This window comes from Pseudomonas sp. PA-6-3C, assembly GCF_021605825.1.
In the GTDB taxonomy this organism is placed as follows: domain Bacteria; phylum Pseudomonadota; class Gammaproteobacteria; order Pseudomonadales; family Pseudomonadaceae; genus Aquipseudomonas; species Aquipseudomonas edaphica.
In genome coordinates, this window is the sequence record NZ_WKDV01000002.1 from 13,184 (window position 1) to 32,655 (window position 19,472).

16 protein-coding genes are annotated in these 19,472 nt (G+C 57.3%); 10 read left to right on the forward strand and 6 right to left on the reverse strand.

Translation table 11 applies throughout. The features are described 5' to 3' along the window. Positions 1-22 precede the first annotated feature (22 nt). On the reverse strand, positions 23-361 hold the full coding sequence (gene glnK / locus GIW48_RS01915; protein ID WP_002555808.1) for a P-II family nitrogen regulator: 339 nt from the start codon (positions 359-361) through the stop codon (positions 23-25). Between the two features lie 421 nt (positions 362-782). On the opposite strand from glnK, the gene GIW48_RS01920 reads away from it, so the two are divergent. Together GIW48_RS01920 and GIW48_RS01925 are read left to right on the forward strand one after the other, a co-directional pair. Then, positions 783-1,046 (forward strand): accessory factor UbiK family protein, encoded by a 264-nt coding sequence (locus GIW48_RS01920; RefSeq protein WP_058421153.1) that lies wholly within the window; start codon positions 783-785, stop codon positions 1,044-1,046. Positions 1,047-1,243: 197 nt separating this feature from the next. Next, the gene (locus GIW48_RS01925; protein ID WP_236461946.1) at positions 1,244-2,740 is read left to right on the forward strand and encodes a YifB family Mg chelatase-like AAA ATPase; all 1,497 of its coding nucleotides are present in this window, start codon (positions 1,244-1,246) and stop codon (positions 2,738-2,740) included. A gap of 182 nt (positions 2,741-2,922) precedes the next feature. Here GIW48_RS01925 and GIW48_RS01930 read toward each other — a convergent pair whose 3' ends face one another. Then, positions 2,923-3,501 carry a TetR/AcrR family transcriptional regulator gene (locus tag GIW48_RS01930; RefSeq protein ID WP_176992493.1) on the reverse strand — a complete coding sequence of 193 codons (579 nt, stop codon included), beginning with the start codon at positions 3,499-3,501 and terminating at the stop codon, positions 2,923-2,925. A 112-nt stretch (positions 3,502-3,613) separates the two neighbouring features. On the opposite strand from GIW48_RS01930, the gene GIW48_RS01935 reads away from it, so the two are divergent. After that, the gene (locus tag GIW48_RS01935) at positions 3,614-4,528 is read left to right on the forward strand and encodes an ABC transporter six-transmembrane domain-containing protein (protein WP_170036726.1); all 915 of its coding nucleotides are present in this window, start codon (positions 3,614-3,616) and stop codon (positions 4,526-4,528) included. A 3-nt stretch (positions 4,529-4,531) separates the two neighbouring features. Here GIW48_RS01935 and GIW48_RS01940 read toward each other — a convergent pair whose 3' ends face one another. Then, positions 4,532-6,508 carry a methyl-accepting chemotaxis protein gene (locus GIW48_RS01940; RefSeq protein WP_170036724.1) on the reverse strand — a complete coding sequence of 659 codons (1,977 nt, stop codon included), beginning with the start codon at positions 6,506-6,508 and terminating at the stop codon, positions 4,532-4,534. 167 nt (positions 6,509-6,675) lie between these two features. Further along, positions 6,676-7,596: a LysR substrate-binding domain-containing protein gene (locus GIW48_RS01945; RefSeq protein WP_017135874.1), complete on the reverse strand. Its 921-nt coding sequence runs from the start codon at positions 7,594-7,596 to the stop codon at positions 6,676-6,678. Between the two features lie 136 nt (positions 7,597-7,732). Between GIW48_RS01945 and GIW48_RS01950 the strand changes: the two genes are divergently transcribed. Further along, complete coding sequence (locus GIW48_RS01950; protein ID WP_017135873.1) at positions 7,733-9,136, forward strand: NorM family multidrug efflux MATE transporter; 1,404 nt, start codon at positions 7,733-7,735, stop codon at positions 9,134-9,136. Between the two features lie 129 nt (positions 9,137-9,265). On the opposite strand, the gene GIW48_RS01955 is transcribed toward GIW48_RS01950, so the two are convergent. Next, a complete protein-coding gene (locus GIW48_RS01955) occupies positions 9,266-10,930 on the reverse strand; it encodes a putative bifunctional diguanylate cyclase/phosphodiesterase (RefSeq protein WP_170036719.1) in 1,665 nt (554 codons plus the stop codon). A 255-nt stretch (positions 10,931-11,185) separates the two neighbouring features. Here GIW48_RS01955 and rep point away from each other — a divergent pair, with 255 nt between their 5' ends. Continuing rightward, positions 11,186-13,195, forward strand: a complete 2,010-nt coding sequence (rep, locus tag GIW48_RS01960) for a DNA helicase Rep (RefSeq protein WP_017135871.1) — start codon at positions 11,186-11,188, stop codon at positions 13,193-13,195. Positions 13,196-13,253: 58 nt separating this feature from the next. After that, complete coding sequence (locus tag GIW48_RS01965; protein ID WP_010207474.1) at positions 13,254-13,826, forward strand: xanthine phosphoribosyltransferase; 573 nt, start codon at positions 13,254-13,256, stop codon at positions 13,824-13,826. Between the two features lie 132 nt (positions 13,827-13,958). Here GIW48_RS01965 and GIW48_RS01970 read toward each other — a convergent pair whose 3' ends face one another. Beyond that, entirely contained in the window at positions 13,959-15,881 is a 1,923-nt protein-coding gene (locus tag GIW48_RS01970; RefSeq protein WP_236460717.1) for an acetyl-CoA hydrolase/transferase C-terminal domain-containing protein, read from the reverse strand. Between the two features lie 328 nt (positions 15,882-16,209). Between GIW48_RS01970 and GIW48_RS01975 the strand changes: the two genes are divergently transcribed. From GIW48_RS01975 to GIW48_RS01990, 4 genes are read left to right on the forward strand one after another with little or no spacing between them, the layout of a single operon-like run. Next, a complete protein-coding gene (locus GIW48_RS01975; protein WP_170036715.1) occupies positions 16,210-17,544 on the forward strand; it encodes a saccharopine dehydrogenase C-terminal domain-containing protein in 1,335 nt (444 codons plus the stop codon). Positions 17,545-17,586: 42 nt separating this feature from the next. Then, positions 17,587-18,345 carry a ferritin-like domain-containing protein gene (locus GIW48_RS01980; protein ID WP_186354645.1) on the forward strand — a complete coding sequence of 253 codons (759 nt, stop codon included), beginning with the start codon at positions 17,587-17,589 and terminating at the stop codon, positions 18,343-18,345. Then, positions 18,342-19,052 (forward strand): hypothetical protein, encoded by a 711-nt coding sequence (locus GIW48_RS01985; RefSeq protein WP_225933017.1) that lies wholly within the window; start codon positions 18,342-18,344, stop codon positions 19,050-19,052. The genes GIW48_RS01980 and GIW48_RS01985 overlap by 4 nt, the downstream gene beginning before the upstream one ends. Beyond that, complete coding sequence (locus GIW48_RS01990; protein ID WP_017135866.1) at positions 19,052-19,408, forward strand: hypothetical protein; 357 nt, start codon at positions 19,052-19,054, stop codon at positions 19,406-19,408. Before GIW48_RS01985 ends, GIW48_RS01990 begins: the two co-directional genes overlap by 1 nt. Positions 19,409-19,472: the final 64 nt, after the last annotated feature.

Genomic DNA, 19,472 nt, shown 5'->3' on the forward strand with positions numbered 1-19,472 from the left:
GGGGCGTTGGGGGTTTGGCGGCTTAGATTGCGTCGGTATCGGTTTCGCCGGTACGGATGCGAATAGCCTGTTCCAGATTGACCACGAAGATCTTGCCGTCACCGATCTTGCCGGTGTTGGCCGCCTTGGTTATCGCCTCGATAACCCGGTCAAGATCCTTGTCGTCAATGGCGACATCAATCTTCACCTTTGGCAGGAAATCGACCACGTATTCCGCGCCGCGATACAGCTCGGTGTGACCCTTCTGCCGACCGAAGCCTTTGACCTCAGTAACGGTAATGCCCTGCACGCCGATCTCGGACAGTGACTCGCGTACATCGTCCAACTTGAACGGCTTGATGATGGCAGTGACTAGCTTCATGAAAACTCTCTCCCGAATTGGTGGACTTGCCCCAGGAAAACAAACCCGTCTCAAGTCTAAGCGCAGTGCCTGGCTTTGTAACGCGTCGTCGCCTCGGCATTTGCCGTTGCGACGCCAGCGAACCACTGGTGACGAAACCTGTACCCCTGATCCGTCGGCGCACTGCATTCGTCACAGCGACTGCATCAGTGCATGGGTCATGATCGTCTAAGCAGAAACCTTGCCAGCTCCGTAAAAACCACTGAAATCAGTCCTTTGCCCACTTATGCCCACCTGCGGGGCGTATTGGCGGCTGCAATGCGCACAAAAACAGTGCGTAGCCGCCCAGCCCTCTGCGCGAAAAGCGTGCGCTCGCGGCCGTGAAAGGACTATAGACGCTGCGTGATACACTGCCGGCCAACAGTTTTCCGGAATATTTCCCATGCTCGCGCCCAAAGACCTCCTCGACGCCCTGAGCGGCCACGCCTCTCGCCTGTTCAGCGGCGAAACCCCGCTGCCCCGCAACGAAATCGAAAGCCAGTTCAAGGCGCTGCTGCAAAGCGGCTTCAGCAAGCTTGACCTGGTGAGCCGGGAAGAATTTGACAGCCAGATGGTCGTACTGGCCCGCACGCGTGCGCGGTTGGAGAGTCTGGAAGCGAAGGTTGCGGAGCTGGAAGCGCGGTTGACGCCACCCGCTGCTGAATAAACCCGGCCACTGTGGGAGCTGGCTTGCCTGCGATAGCGGTGTTGAATTCACTGGCGCTATCGCAGGCAAGCCAGCTCCCACGGTGTTCTGCGTCGCTCTTTGGATACGTTCAGTAAAACCTCCCGCCCTCGAAAGCATCTCACCTCGTCTACCCTTGAAAAACCCGCAGGAAGCGGCCTCCCACTCAAGGAACGAGCATGTCCCTCGCCATCGTCCACAGCCGTGCCCAAATTGGCGTAGAAGCCCCCGCCGTTACCGTCGAAGTGCATATGGCCAATGGTCTTCCATCGCTTACCTTGGTGGGCCTGCCGGAAACCGCCGTCAAGGAAAGCAAGGACCGCGTGCGCAGCGCCATCCTCAACTGTGCGCTGCAATACCCGGCCCGCCGTATCACCCTCAACCTGGCGCCCGCCGACCTGCCCAAGGATGGTGGGCGTTTTGATTTGGCGATTGCCTTGGGCATCCTGGCCGCCAGCGTGCAGGTGCCGGCATTGATGCTCGACGACGTGGAATGCCTGGGGGAATTGGCCCTGTCCGGTGAGGTGCGGGCGGTCAAAGGTGTGCTGCCGGCCGCGCTGGCCGCACGCAAGGCCGGGCGCACCGTGATAGTGCCGCGGGCAAATGCCGAGGAGGCGTGCCTGGCGTCGGGGTTGAAGGTGATTGCAGTGGACCACCTGCTGCAAGTGGTGGCGCACCTGAATGGGCTGGTGCCGATTGAGCCGTATAAGTCCGACGGTTTGCTGTACCTGAACAAGCCCTACCCGGACCTGAGTGAGGTGCAAGGCCAACTGGCCGCCAAGCGCGCGCTGCTGATCGCGGCGGCCGGCGCGCACAACCTGCTGTTCAGCGGGCCGCCCGGCACCGGCAAGACCTTGCTCGCCAGCCGCCTGCCTGGTTTGCTGCCGCCCTTGAGTGAGCAGGAAGCCCTGGAAGTGGCGGCCATTCAGTCGGTGGTCAGCCTGGCGCCGTTGAGCCATTGGCCGCACCGTCCGTTTCGTCAACCGCACCATTCAGCGTCGGGGCCGGCGCTGGTGGGCGGCGGGTCAAAACCGCAGCCGGGGGAAATTACCCTGGCCCATCATGGCGTGCTGTTTCTGGATGAGCTGCCGGAGTTTGATCGCAAGGTGCTGGAAGTGCTGCGCGAGCCGCTCGAATCCGGGCATATCGTGATCTCCCGCGCCCGTGACCGAGTGAGTTTTCCGGCACGTTTTCAATTGGTGGCCGCCATGAACCCCTGCCCTTGCGGCTATTTGGGTGAGCCCAGCGGGCGCTGTCGGTGTACGCCGGAGCAGATTCAGCGTTATCGCAACAAGCTCTCAGGGCCGTTGCTGGACCGGATCGACTTGCACCTGACCGTGGCACGGGAGACCACTGCGCTGAACCCGACCCAACACACTGGCGATAATACGGCGACGGCTTCGGCGCAGGTGGCAGAGGCTCGAGAACGCCAGCAAAAGCGCCAGGGCTGCGCCAATGCCTTTCTGAATCTGCCGGGGTTACGCGAGCACTGCACACTGGCAAAAGCCGATGAAGGCTGGCTGGAAGGCGCCTGCGAGCGACTGACCTTGTCCCTGCGCGCAGCCCACCGGCTGCTCAAGGTAGCGCGCACCCTGGCGGACCTTGAGCGGGTTGAAAACATTGCCCGGCATCATTTGCAGGAGGCCTTGCAGTACCGGCCTGCGGCAGTCGGCTAGCGCTTAATGAACGCAAATTCTGTGGCATGTGGGCTTTTGTGGCGAGCGGGCTTGCCCCGCGTTGGAGTGCGAAGCGCTCCTGATCCGGCCAATACGATTCAACCGGTAGAGCCGGGGCCGCAGCGCAGCCCAACGCGGGGCAAGCCCGCTCGCCACAGTGAAATGGTGTAAATACCGAGCCCTTATGCGGAGAAACCCAACAGCAGCTGCGCCACTTCCATGACCTCATCCAGTACCGCCTCGGCCGATTCCACAGACGGCTTGAGCATCAGGTCATCGGCATACCCCATCGCCAACGCGAAGATTTGCCGGGCCGCGCGTTGCGGCGAGTCGCAGCGAAAAATCCCCTCAGCCACGCCTCGCTCAATCACCTCAGCCAGCATGCCTTGCCACTGCGCGTTGATCACCAGATACGCCTGGGCCATTTGCGGGTCGTGCATGGCTTCGTCCCAGGCATCCAGCCACAACGCCCAGCCGGCATCAGCGGTGCTCGGCAGGCAATCACCTAAAAAACCCACCAGCGCCTCAAGTGGCGGAGCATCTGCCAAGGGCTCGCGCACTTCATCCAATTGCTCATTGGCAAAGCGCACAAAGGCTTCGCGACGCAGTTCGTTCCAGTCGCTGAAGTAGTGATAGACGTGGCTGCGCGACAAGCCGGCATGCTCGGCCAGGTCGCGGGTGGACACATCGGCAAAGCCCTTGCTGCGAAACAGCTCCAGGGCAGCGGCGATGATCTGGTCTTTACGGTCGATACGCGACATGGGCAATTCCTTTGGGCGCCGGTAGATAAGCGGCGCTTGCTTTTTGAGCGATCGCTCAAGGATACTTGAGCAGTCGCTCAATAATAGCGTCTATCACTCCTTTGGTGCACCCATGTCATCCGTGACCCCGCAAATCCTGATTGAAGAAAGCAAGAAAATCGGCCAGCAATCCGCCGGCCAAACGCTCAAGGCGATCGCCAAGGCATACCCCGGCAAGCTGTTCTGCACACTGTCACTGGTGGCGCTGGAGAATGCGCTGCTGTTGGCCTACCCGTTGTTTGCCGGGTTTGCGGTGGACTCGATTATCCGTGGCGATGCCACCAGCGCATTGTTCTATGCGTTGGTGGTGATGGCGTTCTGGGTGGTCGGCGCGGCGCGACGGGCGCTGGATACGCGCACCTTTACGCGAATCTACGCCGACCTTGCGGTGCCGGTGATTCTTAACCAGCGCCTGCAGAACCACAGCACCTCAAAATCCGCCGCACGGGTGGTGCTTGCGCGCGAATTCGTCGACTTCTTTGAAAAGCACGTGCCGATTATCGCCACGGCGCTGGTCTCGATTATTGGCGCGGCGGTGATGCTGATCGTGATTGAGCCTTGGGTCGGCCTGGCGTGCCTGGCCGCCCTGCTCTTATGCGTGACGCTGCTGCCACGCTTTGCCCAGCGCAACCAGGAACTGCATGAGCGCCTGAATGATCGCCTGGAGAAAGAAATCGGCCTGGTGGAAAAAGTCGGCGCACCGACCTTGCGTCGCCACTACCACGTGCTGTCACGCCTGCGCATCTGGCTGTCCGACCGCGAGGCCGCCGCGTACCTGTTTCTCGGCACGCTGGCAGCCCTGCTGTTTGTGGTCGCGATCAGCCAGCTGGCTTTGTCGCCGGCGGTCAAGGCCGGCCACATCTACGCGGTCATGACCTACCTGTGGACCTTCGTCACCAGCATGGACGAGGCGCCTGGGATGGTCGACCAACTGGCGCGCCTCAAGGATATCGGCAAGCGCGTGGACCCAGGCCTGGGCGAGCATTAAGCCTTAACGAAAACGGTCGACCTCCTGCCGCAAGCCTGCCGCCAGGGTTTCCAGTTCCTTGGCGGTAATGGCCAGGTTCGACACCACTTCGCGCTGTTCGCTGTTAGCCAATGCGATGCTTTGCAAGTTGCTGCTCAGCACGTTGGCCGTGCTGCTCTGCTCCTGGGTCGCGGTGGTAATGGCAGCAAATTGCTGGCCTGCCGAACGGCTTTGCTCGTCGATGCGCGCCAGGGCCGAGGCCACGTCGGCGTTGCGCGACAGGCCTTCCTGCATCAACACGTTGCCGTGCTCCATGGTGCTGATGGCGTTGCCGGTTTCCTGCTGGATGCTTTGGATCATCACCGAGATTTCGTCGGTGGCCTGGCGCGTACGCGAGGCCAGGTTACGCACCTCGTCGGCAACCACCGCAAAGCCCCGGCCTTGTTCACCGGCCCGCGCCGCCTCGATGGCGGCGTTGAGCGCCAGCAGGTTGGTTTGCTCGGCAATCGAGGTGATCACGCCGACGATTCCGCCAATTTCCTGGGAGCGCTGGCCCAAGGTGTTGATCACCGTGGCCGTGCTGTTGAGGGCAGTGGCGATATGCTCCAGCGACGACGACGCCTCTTGCATCGAGGTGCGGCCAATACGCGTCTGCTGGGCGTTTTCCTGGGCCAATCGCTCGGTATTGCCCATGTTGTCGGCGATGTTCAGCGAGGTGGCGCTGAACTCTTCCACTGCGCCGGCCATGCTGGTGATTTCGCCGGACTGCTGCTCCATGCCCTCATAGGCCCCACCCGACAGGCCGGACAACGCCTGAGCCCGGCTGTTGACCTCTTCTGCCGCTTTGCGAATATGCGAGACCATGGTCGAAAGCGCCTCACCCATCTGGTTGAAGCTGCTCGCCAACTGGCCGATTTCATCATGGCTGGACACATTCAAGCGTGCGCTCAAATCGCCAGCGCCCAAGGCTTCGGCCTGGCGCACCAAGTCGCTCAAAGGCTGCAATTTGCTGCGCAGCAACCACACCGCTGCGCCTACTGCCAGCAACATCGCCAGTACGCTGCCGATCACCAGGCGAATGCCGACCGCCCATGTGACTGCACGTATTTCGGACTTCGGCATGCTCGCCACCACCGACCACGGCCCGCCTTCAAACGGCACCGCAACGCTGTAGAAGTCTTCGTCCTTGTCGCTCCAGAAGCGGCCTTTGCCTGGGTTCTTGGCCAGATCAAGCATCACCGGAACCGCCTGATCCAGCGCCTGCACACCCGCCGGTGGCACCAGCCAGTGCTTCTGTTCGTCCAGCAAGGCAAGTGAGCCAGTCTGGCCGATACGGAAGCGCTTGAGGTTGTCGAACTGGGCCTTCTGCTCATCGGTGTAATCAAAGCCGATAAACAACACGGCGATCACCTTGCCGGCGGCATCGCGCACGGGGCTGTACTGGGTCATGTAGGCGCGATCGAACAACACCGCCCGCCCGATGTAATTCTGCCCGGCCAACAGGCGCTGGTAGGCCGGATGCTGGTGATCCAGCACAGTCCCGATGGCCCGATTGCCATCTTGTTTGGTCAGGGAGGTACTGATGCGAATGAAGTCTTCGCCACTGCGCACAAACACAGTGGCCACGCCGCCGGACATCTGCTTGAACTCGTCCACCTCCGCGAAGTTGTTGTTCAACACCTCATCGCCCAACAGCAGGCTCGGGGTCTGCACACCGGCCACGGCGACTTGCTGGTCAGCGCGCACACTCAACCCGGCGCCAAAGCGCTTTTCAAACAGCCCGCTCAATCGCTGAGTACTTTCGCGCAAGGTGCTGTGGAAGGTGTTGAGTTGATCGGCCAGCAAGCGTGCCTCGCTGGCCAGGTGTTCCTCGCGGGTGTCGAGGTTGGCCGAATCCAAGGAACGCAGGGCAAAAACAGTACTGCCGCTGATGACGACCGCCAAAATAACGGCCAAGGCGAGGCCTAACTGGGAGGCGATCCGAGCGCGAGGTTGAGACATGACAGCTCCTGGCCGAGGCCAGGATCATCCTGATCTCTTAGCGCAGCTCGGCAAATTATCTGGTGGGAAACGCTGGAAAATAAAGGTTCCAGCACACCTTATTCGGCAAGCGCAGACAATACTTGAGCGATTTACAGGGGTACCGCGCAAACGATTGCACCGAAGCGCTAGGCAAGGCGTTCGACCTGGGGCAATTCCATGGCATTGACTTCGCCTTGAAGAAACTCCGCCAATCGCCGCAAACGCTCACCACCGGGACGGGTTTTCGGCCACACCAGGTAGTAATTTTCCCCACTGGCCACCGCCGTCGGCCACGGCAGGCTCAAACGGCCCTGGGCCACATCTTCGGCCACCATCAGCAAATCGCCCATGGACACGCCGTAACCCCGCGCGGCGGCGATCATGCCCAACTCCAAGGTATCGAACACCTGCCCACCCTTGAGCGACACCTGGGACGACAACCCCATGCGCTCCAGCCAATTGCGCCAGTCACGGCGGTCGGGTGTGGGGTGCAGCAGCTCGGCGCTTGCCAGTCGTGGGACGTCCCACGGCCCGTCATTGAGCAGGTTGGGCGCACCCACCGGAATCAGCAACTCGGGGAACAGGTAACAGGCCTCCCAGTCCGCAGGAAAGTGCCCGTAGCTCAGTAATACAGCGCAGTCGAAGGGTTCCTGGTTGAAGTCCACTTCATCCACGCTCATCCATGCACTGGTCAGTTGCACTTCATTGCCAGGCTGCAAGGCGCGAAAGCGACTGAGCCGCGCCAGCAACCAGCGCATGGTCAGGGTCGATGGCGCCTTCATGCGCAGGATGTCGTCTTCGGCGTTCAGGGTGTGGCAGGCGCGTTCCAGCGCCGCGAAGCCTTCGCGCACGCCGGGCAACAGCAGGCGCGCCGCTTCGGTGAGCTGCAGGTTGCGGCCACTGCGCTGGAACAGGCGGCAGGCGAAGTGCTCTTCGAGCGTACGGATATGCCGGCTGACAGCACTTTGCGTGATGGAAAGCTCATCCGCCGCACGGGTAAATGAGTTGTGCCGGGAGGCGGCTTCAAAGGCGCGCAAGGCATAAAGCGGCGGTAGACGGCGTGCCATAGAAGAACCCCCTCAGATCAATACCCAACCCTACCATGAGTTTTAATCATGCGAATGATCGCTTTTATCCTTTTGTGTAATGCCTCGGGAGCGCCGAGAATCAGCCCTTTCCCAACCCTCTGACTTTTTGAGTGTGATGATCATGCAACATCCGGTGCGTACTGAACTCTGGGCCATTCTGCGGCTGTCGGGGCCGTTGATTGCCTCACAGTTGGCGCACATGCTGATGGTGCTGACCGACACGCTGATGATGGCCCGCCTGAGCCCCGAAGCCCTGGCCGGTGGCGGCTTGGGCGCGGCGAGCTATTCGTTCGTCGCGATCTTCTGCATCGGTGTGATTGCCGCCGTCGGCACGCTGGTCGCCATCCGTCATGGCGCCGGTGACATCGAAGGCGCCACTCGCCTGACCCAAGCAGGTCTTTGGTTGGCGTGGTTGATGGCGTTGGTGGCCGGCTTGCTGTTGTGGAATCTCAAGCCCGTGCTGCTGATGTTCGGCCAGACCGAAACCAACGTGCAGGCGGCTGGGCAATTCTTGACCATCCTGCCGTTCGCCCTGCCCGGCTACCTGAGCTTCATGGCCTTGCGCGGTTTCACCAGCGCCATCGGCAAGGCAACGCCGGTGATGGTGATCAGCCTGGGCGGCACGGTACTCAACTACTTGCTCAACCATGCCTTGATCGAAGGCATGTTCGGTCTGCCGAAGCTCGGCCTGATGGGCATCGGCCTGGTAACAGCGATCGTCGCCAACAGCATGGCCCTGGCGCTGATGTGGTACATCCGCAGCAACCGGGCTTACGCAGCCTACCCGCTCGGCGCGGGCCTGCTGCGCCTTAACACTCAGTATCTGCGTGAGCTATGGCGCCTGGGCCTGCCGATTGGCGGCACCTATGCAGTGGAGGTCGGTTTGTTTGCCTTCGCGGCGTTGTGCATGGGCACCATGGGCAGTACGCAATTGGCAGCGCATCAGATTGCCCTGCAAATCGTTTCGGTGGCGTTCATGGTGCCGGCGGGGATGTCCTACGCGATCACCATGCGCATCGGCCAGCATTACGGCGCCGGGCAATTGCTGCAGGCGCGCATGGCCGGGCGGGTCGGCATCGGTTTTGGCGCGTTGGTGATGTTGGGATTTGCCGTTGTGCTGTGGCTGTTTTCCGATGCGCTTATCGGGCTGTTTCTGGACCATAACGACCCAGCCTTCCACGACGTCATCGTGCTGGCGGTCAGCCTGTTGGCCGTGGCGGCGTGGTTTGAGTTGTTCGACGGCGTGCAAACCATTGCCATGGGCTGTATTCGCGGGCTGAAGGACGCCAAGACCACCTTCCTGGTGGGTTTGGGTTGCTATTGGCTGATCGGCGCGCCGTCTGCTTGGTTGATGGCGTTCACCCTGGGCTGGGGCCCAACGGGCGTGTGGTGGGGTTTGGCGCTTGGGCTGGCGTGTGCGGCCGTCAGCCTGACGTGGGCGTTTGAGGCGAAGATGAAGCGGATGATTCGGCAGGAGCCTGAAGTGCGCACGCAATTCCCGGCCATGCAACCAGACTAGAGAATGTACTCGGCCAATGTGGGAGCTGGCTTGCCTGCGATGGCGGTGTGTCAGGTGCCAAATTGGCTGGCTGGCCCACCGCTATCGCAGGCAAGCCAGCTCCCACATTTTTGATTGGGTTTACAACCTTCAGCCCAGCAGCGCCTGCTGGCTCTTGCCGAACGTCAAATACTCCACCAGCTCCGGCAACGGCAACGGCTTGCTGATCAGGTAACCCTGGGCCTGATCACACCCAAACAGCCGCAACAACGCCAGCTGTTCAGGGGTTTCCACCCCTTCGGCCACCACTTCCAGGTTGAGGTTGTGGGCCAGGTTGATCATGGCATGCACCAGCTTGCGGTTTTCTTCGCGCTCTTCCATGCCGCCGACGAAGCTCTTGTCGATCTTCAGCAAGGCAATTGGCAGGCTGTTGAGGTGCACGAATGAGGAAAAACCGGTGCCGAAATCATCCAGGGAAAACCGCACACCCAAGCGGCCAAGGGCGTCCATGGTCTGCTTGACCAGATCACTGCGGCGCATCACGGCGGTTTCGGTCAGCTCGAATTCCAGCCACTGGGCTTCGACACCACGCTCGGCGATCAGCCGGCTCAACGTCGAAAGCAACTGGCTGTCCTGGAATTGGCGAAACGACAGGTTGACCGCCATATGCAGCGGCGGCAGGCCGCGTTCGCGCAGGTCTTGCATATCGCGCAAGGCCCGCGAGATCACCCAGTAACCCAATGGCACAATCAGGCCACTCTGTTCGGCCAAGGGCACGAATTCGCTGGGTGGCAACAGGCCACGCTCGCCGTGGCGCCAGCGCACCAGCGCTTCCAGGCCGACGATATGCCCGTCGTCCAAATCCAGGCGCGGCTGATAATGCAGCTCCAGTTCGTCGCGGCGCAGAGCACGGCGCAGCTCACTTTCCAGGTCGGCCAGGCTGCGGGCGTTGCGGTTGATGCGTTCGTTGAAGATGTGAAAGGTACAGCCCTGGGTACTCTTGGCCTGCTGCATGGCGATGTGCGCGTGCCACATCAGCGGGTCGGCCCCGGCGCGGGCACGGGCATGTGCCACGCCCAGGCTGCAGCCGATCAGCAGGCTTTCGCCATCCACCCAATACGGCTCGGCCATGGCTTCGGTAATGCGCTCGGCCATCCACTCGGCGCGCTGGGGCGCACGGCGGGTGTCGATCAGCAGGGCGAATTCGTCGCTGCCCAGGCGCGCCAGTTGGTCACCGGCTTCGAGTTGGCTCTTGAGCCGCGAGACCACTTGCAGGATCAAACGATCGCCGGCCTGATGGCCCAAGGCGTCGTTGGCGTGACGAAAATTGTCGAGGTCCAGATGGCCGAGGGCCAGGCCACGGCCTTCGTTTTCGGCTAGACGCGCCGCCAGCAAGGTCTGGAAACCCTGGCGGTTGGCGATACCGGTGAGCGGGTCCTGCTCGGCCAGGCGCTGCAGGGTGTTTTCCAGCACGCCGCGCTCACGCACGTGGCGCAGGCAGCGGCGCAAGGTATCGGTATCCAATGCACCAAAGACCAGCCAGTCGCTCACACCCAGCGGTGAAACCAGCGGTTCCTGCTCCAGCAGCAATATGCACGGCAGGCTGCAACGGCCTGGGCCGGGTTGCAGGCTGGGCGTGGTCAATAACATGGCACTGTGGTCGTCATCGAACAGACGACTCACCGAGTCCCAGTTGGGCGCGCTGACCAGCACAGCCCCATCGCCCATCGGCGCCAGGCACTCGCGCAACAACGCTGCCCACGCTGGCTCATCGGCCAGTAGCAGCAAACGCAAGGGTTCGACAGGCGTAGACAAGCTAGCTCCCTAGACTCTGCAAATTTTTTTGGCGGCGGGCATTATGACGCGCGGCCTGATAATCACCAATGATAAGGGTTATCAAATACGCTAACGGTATACATTCGCTGCAGTTACCCGTCACATCCTGCGGCAAAGTATCAAAACCGGCAAATTTAGATCGAGTGGTACGTCACACCGTCGTTCTAAAGCAGCAGAATCTTGCCAGCCTGTTAAAATGCCCGCCCTTTTGAACAACGACTCCCTGATTTCTGTATGTCCCGACTCAATCCCCGGCAGCAAGAAGCCGTGAACTACGTCGGCGGCCCTCTATTGGTGCTCGCCGGTGCTGGCTCCGGCAAGACCAGCGTGATCACCCGCAAGATCGCGCACCTGATCCAGAACTGCGGCATCCGTGCCCAGTACATCGTCGCCATGACCTTTACCAACAAGGCCGCGCGCGAAATGAAGGAGCGTGTCGGCACGCTGCTCAAGGGCGGCGAAGGCCGTGGCCTTACGGTGTGTACCTTCCACAACCTGGGCTTGAACATCATCCGCAAGGAGCACGTGCGGCTGGGCTACAAGCCGGGCTTCTCGATCTTCGACGAGACCGATGTGAAGTCGCTGATGACTGACATCATGCAGAAGGAATACGCAGGCGACGACGGCGTGGATGAGATCAAGAACATGATCGGCGCCTGGAAAAACGACCTGATCCTGCCGCCCCAGGCCCTGGAAAACGCGCGCAACCCCAAGGAACAGACCGCCGCCATCGTCTACACCCACTACCAGCGCACGCTCAAGGCGTTCAACGCGGTGGACTTCGACGACCTGATCCTGCTGCCGGTAAAGCTGTTCGAGGAACACGCCGACATCCTCGAAAAATGGCAGAACAAGGTCCGCTACCTGCTGGTGGACGAATACCAGGACACCAACGCCAGCCAATACCTGCTGGTGAAAATGCTCATCGGCACGCGCAACCAGTTCACCGTGGTAGGCGACGACGACCAGTCGATCTACGCCTGGCGTGGCGCGCGCCCGGAAAACCTGATGTTGCTCAAGGACGACTACCCGTCCCTGAAAGTGGTGATGCTGGAGCAGAACTACCGCTCCACCAGCCGTATCCTGCGCTGCGCCAACGTGCTTATTTCCAACAACCCCCACGAGTTTGAAAAACAACTGTGGAGTGAGATGGGCCATGGCGACGAGATCCGCGTGATCCGCTGCCGCAATGAAGACGCCGAAGCCGAGCGCGTGGCCGTGGAAATCCTCAGCCTGCACTTGCGTACCGACCGGCCCTACAGCGATTTCGCGATCCTGTATCGCGGCAACTACCAGGCCAAGCTGATCGAGCTGAAACTGCAGCACCACCAGGTGCCGTATCGCCTGTCGGGCGGCAACAGCTTTTTCGGACGCCAGGAAGTAAAAGACCTGATGGCCTACTTCCGGCTGATCGTGAACCCGGATGACGACAACGCCTTCCTGCGCGTGATCAACGTGCCGCGTCGGGAAATCGGTTCGACGACCCTGGAAAAGCTCGGCAACTACGCCACCGAACGCAAAATCTCGATGTACGCCGCCACCGACGAAATCGGCCTGGGCGAGCACCTGGACACGCGCTTCACCGATCGCCTGTCGCGCTTCAAACGCTTCATGGACAAGGTACGCGAGCAGTGCGCCGGCGAAGACCCGATCAGCGCCCTGCGCAGCATGGTCATGGACATCGACTATGAAAACTGGCTGCGCACCAACAGCTCCAGCGACAAGGCTGCGGATTACCGCATGGGCAACGTCTGGTTCCTGATCGAAGCGTTGAAAAACACGCTGGAGAAGGACGAAGAAGGCGAGATGACCGTCGAAGACGCCATCGGCAAGCTGGTGTTGCGCGACATGCTTGAGCGCCAACAGGAAGAAGAAGACGGCGCCGAAGGCGTGCAGATGATGACCCTGCACGCGTCCAAGGGCTTGGAATTCCCTTACGTGTTCATCATGGGCATGGAAGAGGAAATCCTTCCGCACCGCTCCAGCATTGAAGCTGACACCATCGAAGAAGAACGGCGCCTGGCCTACGTGGGCATTACCCGCGCACGTCAGACACTGGCCTTCACCTTCGCGGCCAAGCGCAAGCAATACGGCGAAATCATCGATTGTGCCCCCAGCCGGTTCCTGGATGAACTGCCGCCGGACGATCTGGCCTGGGAAGGCAATGACGACACCCCGACCGAGGTGAAGGCCGTTCGCGGCAACACCGCCTTGGCGGACATACGCGCGATGTTAAAGCGCTAGAATCGACTACTTTTTAATCTACTTTCGGCGCACACCGCGCCATTAGAGGAAGCTTTCCGTGGAAGCACTGCACAAGAAAATTCGCGAAGAAGGCATCGTGCTTTCCGATCAGGTCCTCAAGGTTGACGCCTTTTTGAACCACCAGATCGACCCGGCGCTGATGAAGTTGATCGGCGACGAATTCGCCGCGCTGTTCAAGGACTCGGGCATCACCAAGATCGTCACCATCGAAGCCTCGGGTATTGCACCGGCGATCATGACCGGCCTGAACCTGGGTGTGCCGGTGATCTTCGCCCGTAAGCAGCAGTCTCTGACCCTGACTGAAAACCTGCTGTCGGCCACTGTGTATTCCTTCACCAAGAAGGTCGAAAGCACCGTGGCGATTTCCCCACGTCACCTGACCAGCAGCGACCGCGTGCTGGTGATCGACGACTTTTTGGCCAACGGCAAAGCGTCCCAGGCGCTGATCTCGATCATCAAGCAAGCCGGCGCGACCGTTGCAGGCTTGGGGATTGTGATTGAGAAGTCGTTCCAGGGTGGCCGTGCGGAGCTGGATGCGCAGGGTTATCGGGTTGAATCGCTGGCGCGGGTGAAGTCGCTGGCCGGTGGCGTCGTCACCTTCATCGAGTAATCACTGCCTGAACTCGATTAAAAATGTGGGAGCTGGCTTGCCTGCGATGAGGGCCTGACAGTCGACAACTCTGTCGACTGACACTCCGCTATCGCAGGCAAGCCAGCTCCCACATTTGATTTTTGGTGCCTGTCAGTGCGCGGTGGCTTGGAGGCCAGCAAGCAGCAAGCGCTGATACAGATCCTCTTTCAACCCCTCCGGATGATCCAGCCGCATGCGCTTCAAATGCTCGGGAAACGCCTCCGGCTCCGGTGCATCCAGTGCAGCCCGGCCCAATTCCAGAATCTCCGTCAGCTTGAATTTGCTCTTGAGCCAGTTAAGGGCGCGCAACAGGTCTCGCTCCTCATCGGTAAAGTCAGTGCCCAACGGATATTCCGGGAACAACCGGCGATGCCGCGCCTGAATGCCCTTGAGCCGCTCCGGCGTATTCTCAGTAAAACGTGGGTCCAGTTCGAAGTCCTTGGCCAGCTTGCCAGCCTTTTGCGCCTGTTCGATCAGGTCGTTCTGGAAGCGCGAGTCGGTGACCTTGAGCAAGGCCTCGATCACCTTGGCATCCGTCTGACCGCGCAAGTCGGCAATGCCGTATTCGGTAATGACGATATCCCGCAGGTGCCGTGGGATGGTGCAATGCCCGTACTCCCAGACCATATTGGAACTGACCTCACCCGCCGACTCGCGCCAGCTGCGCAGAATCAGGATTGAACGCGCGCCCTCCAGCGCATGGCCTTGCGCAACAAAGTTGTACTGCCCGCCCACACCGCTGAGTACGCGACCGTCTTCGAGCTGGTCGGCCACGCCCGCACCGAGCAGCGTCACCATGATCGCGCTGTTGATAAAGCGCGCATCCAGGCGTTGCAGACGCTTGAGTGCTTCCTGCCCGTACAGCTCGTTGATGTAGCTGATGGCGGTCATGTTGAATTCGAGGCGTTTGGCGTGAGTCATTTCCTGCAAACGCTGGTAAAAGCTGCGCGGCCCGAGGAAGAAACCGCCGTGAATGGAAACACCGTCGGGCTGCGCGGCGTCATCCAGGGTGCCGGCGTTGGCCTGCTGCTGGGTCGTCACATCCGGGTAGACCTTGCGCCGAATAATCCCGGCATCGGCCAGCACCAGCAGGCCGTTGACGAACATTTCGCTGCATCCATAAAGGCCACGCGCAAAGGGCTCGACACCGCCTTCGCGGCTGATCAAAGGCGCCCACTGGTAAACATCCAGATCCGTCAGCAACAACCGGTAGGCTTCGTTATCGGCCTGGCGCGCCAGTAAGGCGGCGGTCAGCGCATCGCCCATAGAGCCAATGCCAATCTGCAACGTGCCGCCATCGCGCACCAGGGTGCTGGCATGCAAGCCGATAAAGTGGTCTTGAAAGCCGACCGGCATATTCGGTGTGGAGAACAGCGTGGTGCTGTCCTTCTCGTCGATCAGGTAATCGAAGGCGTCCATACCCAGTTCGGCATCGCCGGGCATATAGGGCAAATCGCTGTGAACCTGGCCGACGACGAGGATGGTTTCGCCTGCTTCGCGGCGCTTGGCGATCATCGGCAGCAGGTCGAGGGTGATATCGGGGTTGCAGCTCAAGCTCAGCCGGTCGGGGTGTTCGGCGCTGCTGGCGACCAATTGCGCCACCAGGTTCAAGCCGGCGGCGTTGATATCGCGGGCAGCGTGGCTGTAGTTGCTGCTGACGTAGTCCTGCTGCGCCGACACGCTATGCAGCAGGCTGCCGGGCTGCATGAAGAACTGCTGCACACGGATGTTCTTTGGCAGGCTGTCCTTGTGCAAATCCGCCAGGAAATCCAGCTCGGGATAGTCGCCGAATACCCGCTCGATAAAGGGTTCGAGAAAGCGCTTCTGCAGGCCGTCACCCATGGTCGGGCGGCCCAGGGCCAGTGCGGTATAGATCGTCAGCTCGCGCTCCGGCAGCTTGGCGATACGCCGGTACAGCGCATTGACGAACAGGTTGGGCTTGCCCAGACCGAGCGGCATGCCCATGTGGATATGCGCCGGCAAGCGTGCCAGTACGTCGTCAACTGCTTGCTCGATTGAACACAACTGCACCATCCGACCCTCCTGAACATTCCGTGATTAGGGGTTGGACCGAGCTTGCCGGGTCTTTGCTGCAATGAACAGCAATCAATTTGATAAGGCCATCCCTGTGCGCATGAAGAAACTGCCAAATAAAAGCCTAATTAAAACAGAAACATATCATAAAGGTTTAACCCGAGATTACGACCAAAGAAAAGCCTTACGACTCATTGAATAAAAGCCCTACGTTCATTTAGGACAAGATCAAAACACAAATTATATCCACGCACTAATATCGATTTCAGTATGAAACCATCTTCAAAAGGCTATACACCTAACGAATACAAATACCCAAGGAAGTGCAATGAAAAACATTAATCATATAATAATTATCGGTTTCGGAAGCGTCGCACAAGGCCTGCTCCCACTATTATCAAGGCATTACAATGGAGTGAACGTGACAATTTTTGAGAAACACCTAAACGAGAGCCTTATCGAAATCACCACCGAATTCTCAGCCACCCTGGAAGAAAAGGCCATAACCGCTGAAAACTTCAAACCCATACTCTCGCCGTACTTAAACGGAAATACTTTTTTAGTGAACCTCGCAGTATCTGTCTCAAGCCTGGAGCTTTTAGAACTGGCTCAAAAGTATGACTCACTTTATCTAGACACCTGTATAGAGCCGTGGGCCTACAAAGACGAAAAATACCAGGCGCTTATCACAAACTATCAGCTTCGCGAGGTAATGAAAACGTATCAACAGAAAACTACTGGCCCAACCGCTGTTGTCGCCCATGGCGCAAATCCTGGTTTCATCTCAATTTTATTAAAGAAAGCTTTAGTAGAAATGGCCGCAGCAAACAACATAGTAGCAGAACCGAAAAACCAGATTGAATGGGCAGCGCTTGCCAACATCCTTGAAATACAAGTTATACAAATCTCCGAGCATGACTCCCAAGTCAGTGCATCAGCCCGCGCCCCCCTAAACTTCGTCTCCACATGGTCTGTGGACGGTCTCGTTACCGAATGCCTGCAAGCAGCAGAATTGGGCTGGGGCACACACGAAACAGAAATTCCTTACGGCGCAAGAAAAAATGGATATGCACTAGAAATGCTAGAGCAAGGGTGTAACGTTAGAGTTAAAAGCTGGTCACCTAACTATTTGGAATTTTCTGCCTATTTACTAACCCATAACGAAGCACTGTCAATTGCTGAATATTTGACTTTAGGCGACCCCGAGAATCCTACCTACCGCCCAACTGTTTACTATGCGTATGAACCTTGTGATCAGACACTCGATTCAATGCAACTTTTGGGTCAGAGTGAGCAATCAGAAAAAATCAAAAAAACGATTATGAAAGACGAAATTATTTCGGGAATAGATGAGCTTGGCGTTTTCCTAATCAGCAAAAAATTCCGCGCCTTCTGGTTAGGGTCAAATCTATCAATTGGTAAAGCCAGGAAAATGGCCAACTACAACAGTGCGACAAGCTTACAGGTTGCCTCCAGCATAATTGGCGGCATGAAATGGGCAGAATACTTTCCAAACGCTGGCGTCATAGAGTCGGAAAATTTGGATTGGCGTTACGTATACGACATCACTGTTAACTATTGGGAACCCATCGTCAGTCAACAGACAGACTGGAAACCATCGGATGTCGACCACACGCTGTCTTTCAGTAACTTTTTAGTATGAAGCCGTCTACCTGAAAAATAACTTTACCAAAAGGCCGCTATCATGAATAACATGCAGAGCACCTCTAATACGCCGAAAAAATTAAGCAATGCGTCTTCAATTCTCAAGGATTTTTGCTTTCCTCCGTTAACGCTTAGCAAGGCAGAGAAGGCTACTTGGAAAGAAATTTTCTTCGACTCAATAATTACCGAATACGATGCAAGGAGGCTTTATTGGCATATCGCTGATCAGAATCCAGCTTGCATCTCTGAATTGGCAAATATTTTAAAGCCTTGGCTTAGAGATGAAATCGATCACGCGTATGGCTTCTCTCTGATTTATTCAGCCTACACAGGAATTCCGCTTGACGTTGTAGCAATGGAAGTTGAAACAAGACAATCCGACTTCAACAGCCTAGCCCCCTTTATGCAGGACCCACTTAGACTTCTCATCTTGCTTGCGTATGACGAGATAATCACGACGCACGTCTATCAGCGCAGCATAAAAAATTACGACAACTTTAGTTCCTCGCAATTGTCAGTCTGGATCAGAAAAACCAAAAGAGATGAAGCTAAGCATTTTTTCTTTTTCATAGAACAAGCTAAACAGCTATTCCCGAATAGGCTTCAAGAAGCCCCGTCCATACTTAAAGAGCTTTTCACATTAGATTTTGAAAAAACAGAATATACAGGAACCTTTGTGTTAGACCACAACACGCTTGATTATCCAATCACTAAAAAAGAAATACAAGAATCAATAATCCCAACCATAATCAAAAAATTGAGCCATGACACTCACACATCAAACGGAGCAAAAAAATGAAACCTCCCTTCCTCAATAAGCGTCATTGGAGCTCTAGAGCGCTATTCAAAGAAATCGCCAATAGCGACTGGGTCAATCCCGGCATTGACCCAAAATACGAGGATTTCTTTTTGGCTGACTTAGTCTCTGAGTACGACGCGATAAACCTGTATCACTACCTTTATCCGAGACGCTCTGAGTTTTCCCCATACTTCGTGCAATATTTAGACTTATGGTTTTTAGATGAAAAAAATCATGCCGACGGCTTTATAGAACTGAATCGTTTGATATTTAATACAGACGAAGAAACTCTCTTGGACAATTTAAAATCAAGAAACAGCGACTTTAAACCCTTTGAAGAAATTTTATCAAACGAACTAAGCTTACTTACTGTGTTTGCGTACGATGAATACATTTCAGTCAAAACATACAAGAAAGATACGTTCTATAATCAGTTTGGGCACTCGGGCTTCGACACATGGATTTGTAACTTAATCGCCGACGAAGCAACCCATTTCGCAAACGCTATAAAATTATTAAGAAACAACCACTCATCTTGTCTAGAGCTGATTGAAAAAAACTTAACCCGTATTATTCAACTTGAAAGTACCCCTTACAGAAATACTTTCTTGCTCGATCATGACGGGCCACACTTTCTTCTAGGCAATAGTGATTATGCGGAAGCTGCCGCGAGTGAAATACTAGACATCCTAACTAGAGATAAATAATGAAAAACAGTCACTATTTAATAGCCTCCATGGTGCTCATGGTGTTTGGCGAAATCCTAACTATCTATAGTGAAGTTTATGCCTCAAAACTTTCTGGACGAGTTATAGAAAATCCTGAACTTTTTATAAAACCTATTTTACTCATATGCATTGCCGGCATAAGCCTGATATTCGCTTATTGGTTAGGTTACCAAGGCACAGGGAATATATGGATCGTGACAGTGGCGTCACTCACACTGCTGCTTATATTAGAGCCCATCGTCATTTATGCGATGCTAAAGGAACTACCGGGGCGCGGGGCACTCATCGGATTCATTCTTGGAGCCGTAGGGCTACTGGCGACTTTGGTACTTTAAAATATGCGAAAGCGCTCTTGTTACCCAAAGGTTAGCCCACTTTGCGGGCTAACCTTTTGTAAAG

Coding starts and splice junctions, on each gene's coding strand:
- GIW48_RS01975 (WP_170036715.1), top strand. CDS start 16,210: ATGAAAAACATTAATCATATAATAATTATCGGTTTCGGAAGCGTCGCA.
- glnK (WP_002555808.1), bottom strand. CDS start 361: ATGAAGCTAGTCACTGCCATCATCAAGCCGTTCAAGTTGGACGATGTA.
- GIW48_RS01945 (WP_017135874.1), bottom strand. CDS start 7,596: ATGGCACGCCGTCTACCGCCGCTTTATGCCTTGCGCGCCTTTGAAGCC.
- GIW48_RS01950 (WP_017135873.1), top strand. CDS start 7,733: ATGATCATGCAACATCCGGTGCGTACTGAACTCTGGGCCATTCTGCGG.
- GIW48_RS01940 (WP_170036724.1), bottom strand. CDS start 6,508: ATGTCTCAACCTCGCGCTCGGATCGCCTCCCAGTTAGGCCTCGCCTTG.
- rep (WP_017135871.1), top strand. CDS start 11,186: ATGTCCCGACTCAATCCCCGGCAGCAAGAAGCCGTGAACTACGTCGGC.
- GIW48_RS01990 (WP_017135866.1), top strand. CDS start 19,052: ATGAAAAACAGTCACTATTTAATAGCCTCCATGGTGCTCATGGTGTTT.
- GIW48_RS01925 (WP_236461946.1), top strand. CDS start 1,244: ATGTCCCTCGCCATCGTCCACAGCCGTGCCCAAATTGGCGTAGAAGCC.
- GIW48_RS01980 (WP_186354645.1), top strand. CDS start 17,587: ATGAATAACATGCAGAGCACCTCTAATACGCCGAAAAAATTAAGCAAT.
- GIW48_RS01920 (WP_058421153.1), top strand. CDS start 783: ATGCTCGCGCCCAAAGACCTCCTCGACGCCCTGAGCGGCCACGCCTCT.
- GIW48_RS01985 (WP_225933017.1), top strand. CDS start 18,342: ATGAAACCTCCCTTCCTCAATAAGCGTCATTGGAGCTCTAGAGCGCTA.
- GIW48_RS01970 (WP_236460717.1), bottom strand. CDS start 15,881: ATGGTGCAGTTGTGTTCAATCGAGCAAGCAGTTGACGACGTACTGGCA.
- GIW48_RS01930 (WP_176992493.1), bottom strand. CDS start 3,501: ATGTCGCGTATCGACCGTAAAGACCAGATCATCGCCGCTGCCCTGGAG.
- GIW48_RS01935 (WP_170036726.1), top strand. CDS start 3,614: ATGTCATCCGTGACCCCGCAAATCCTGATTGAAGAAAGCAAGAAAATC.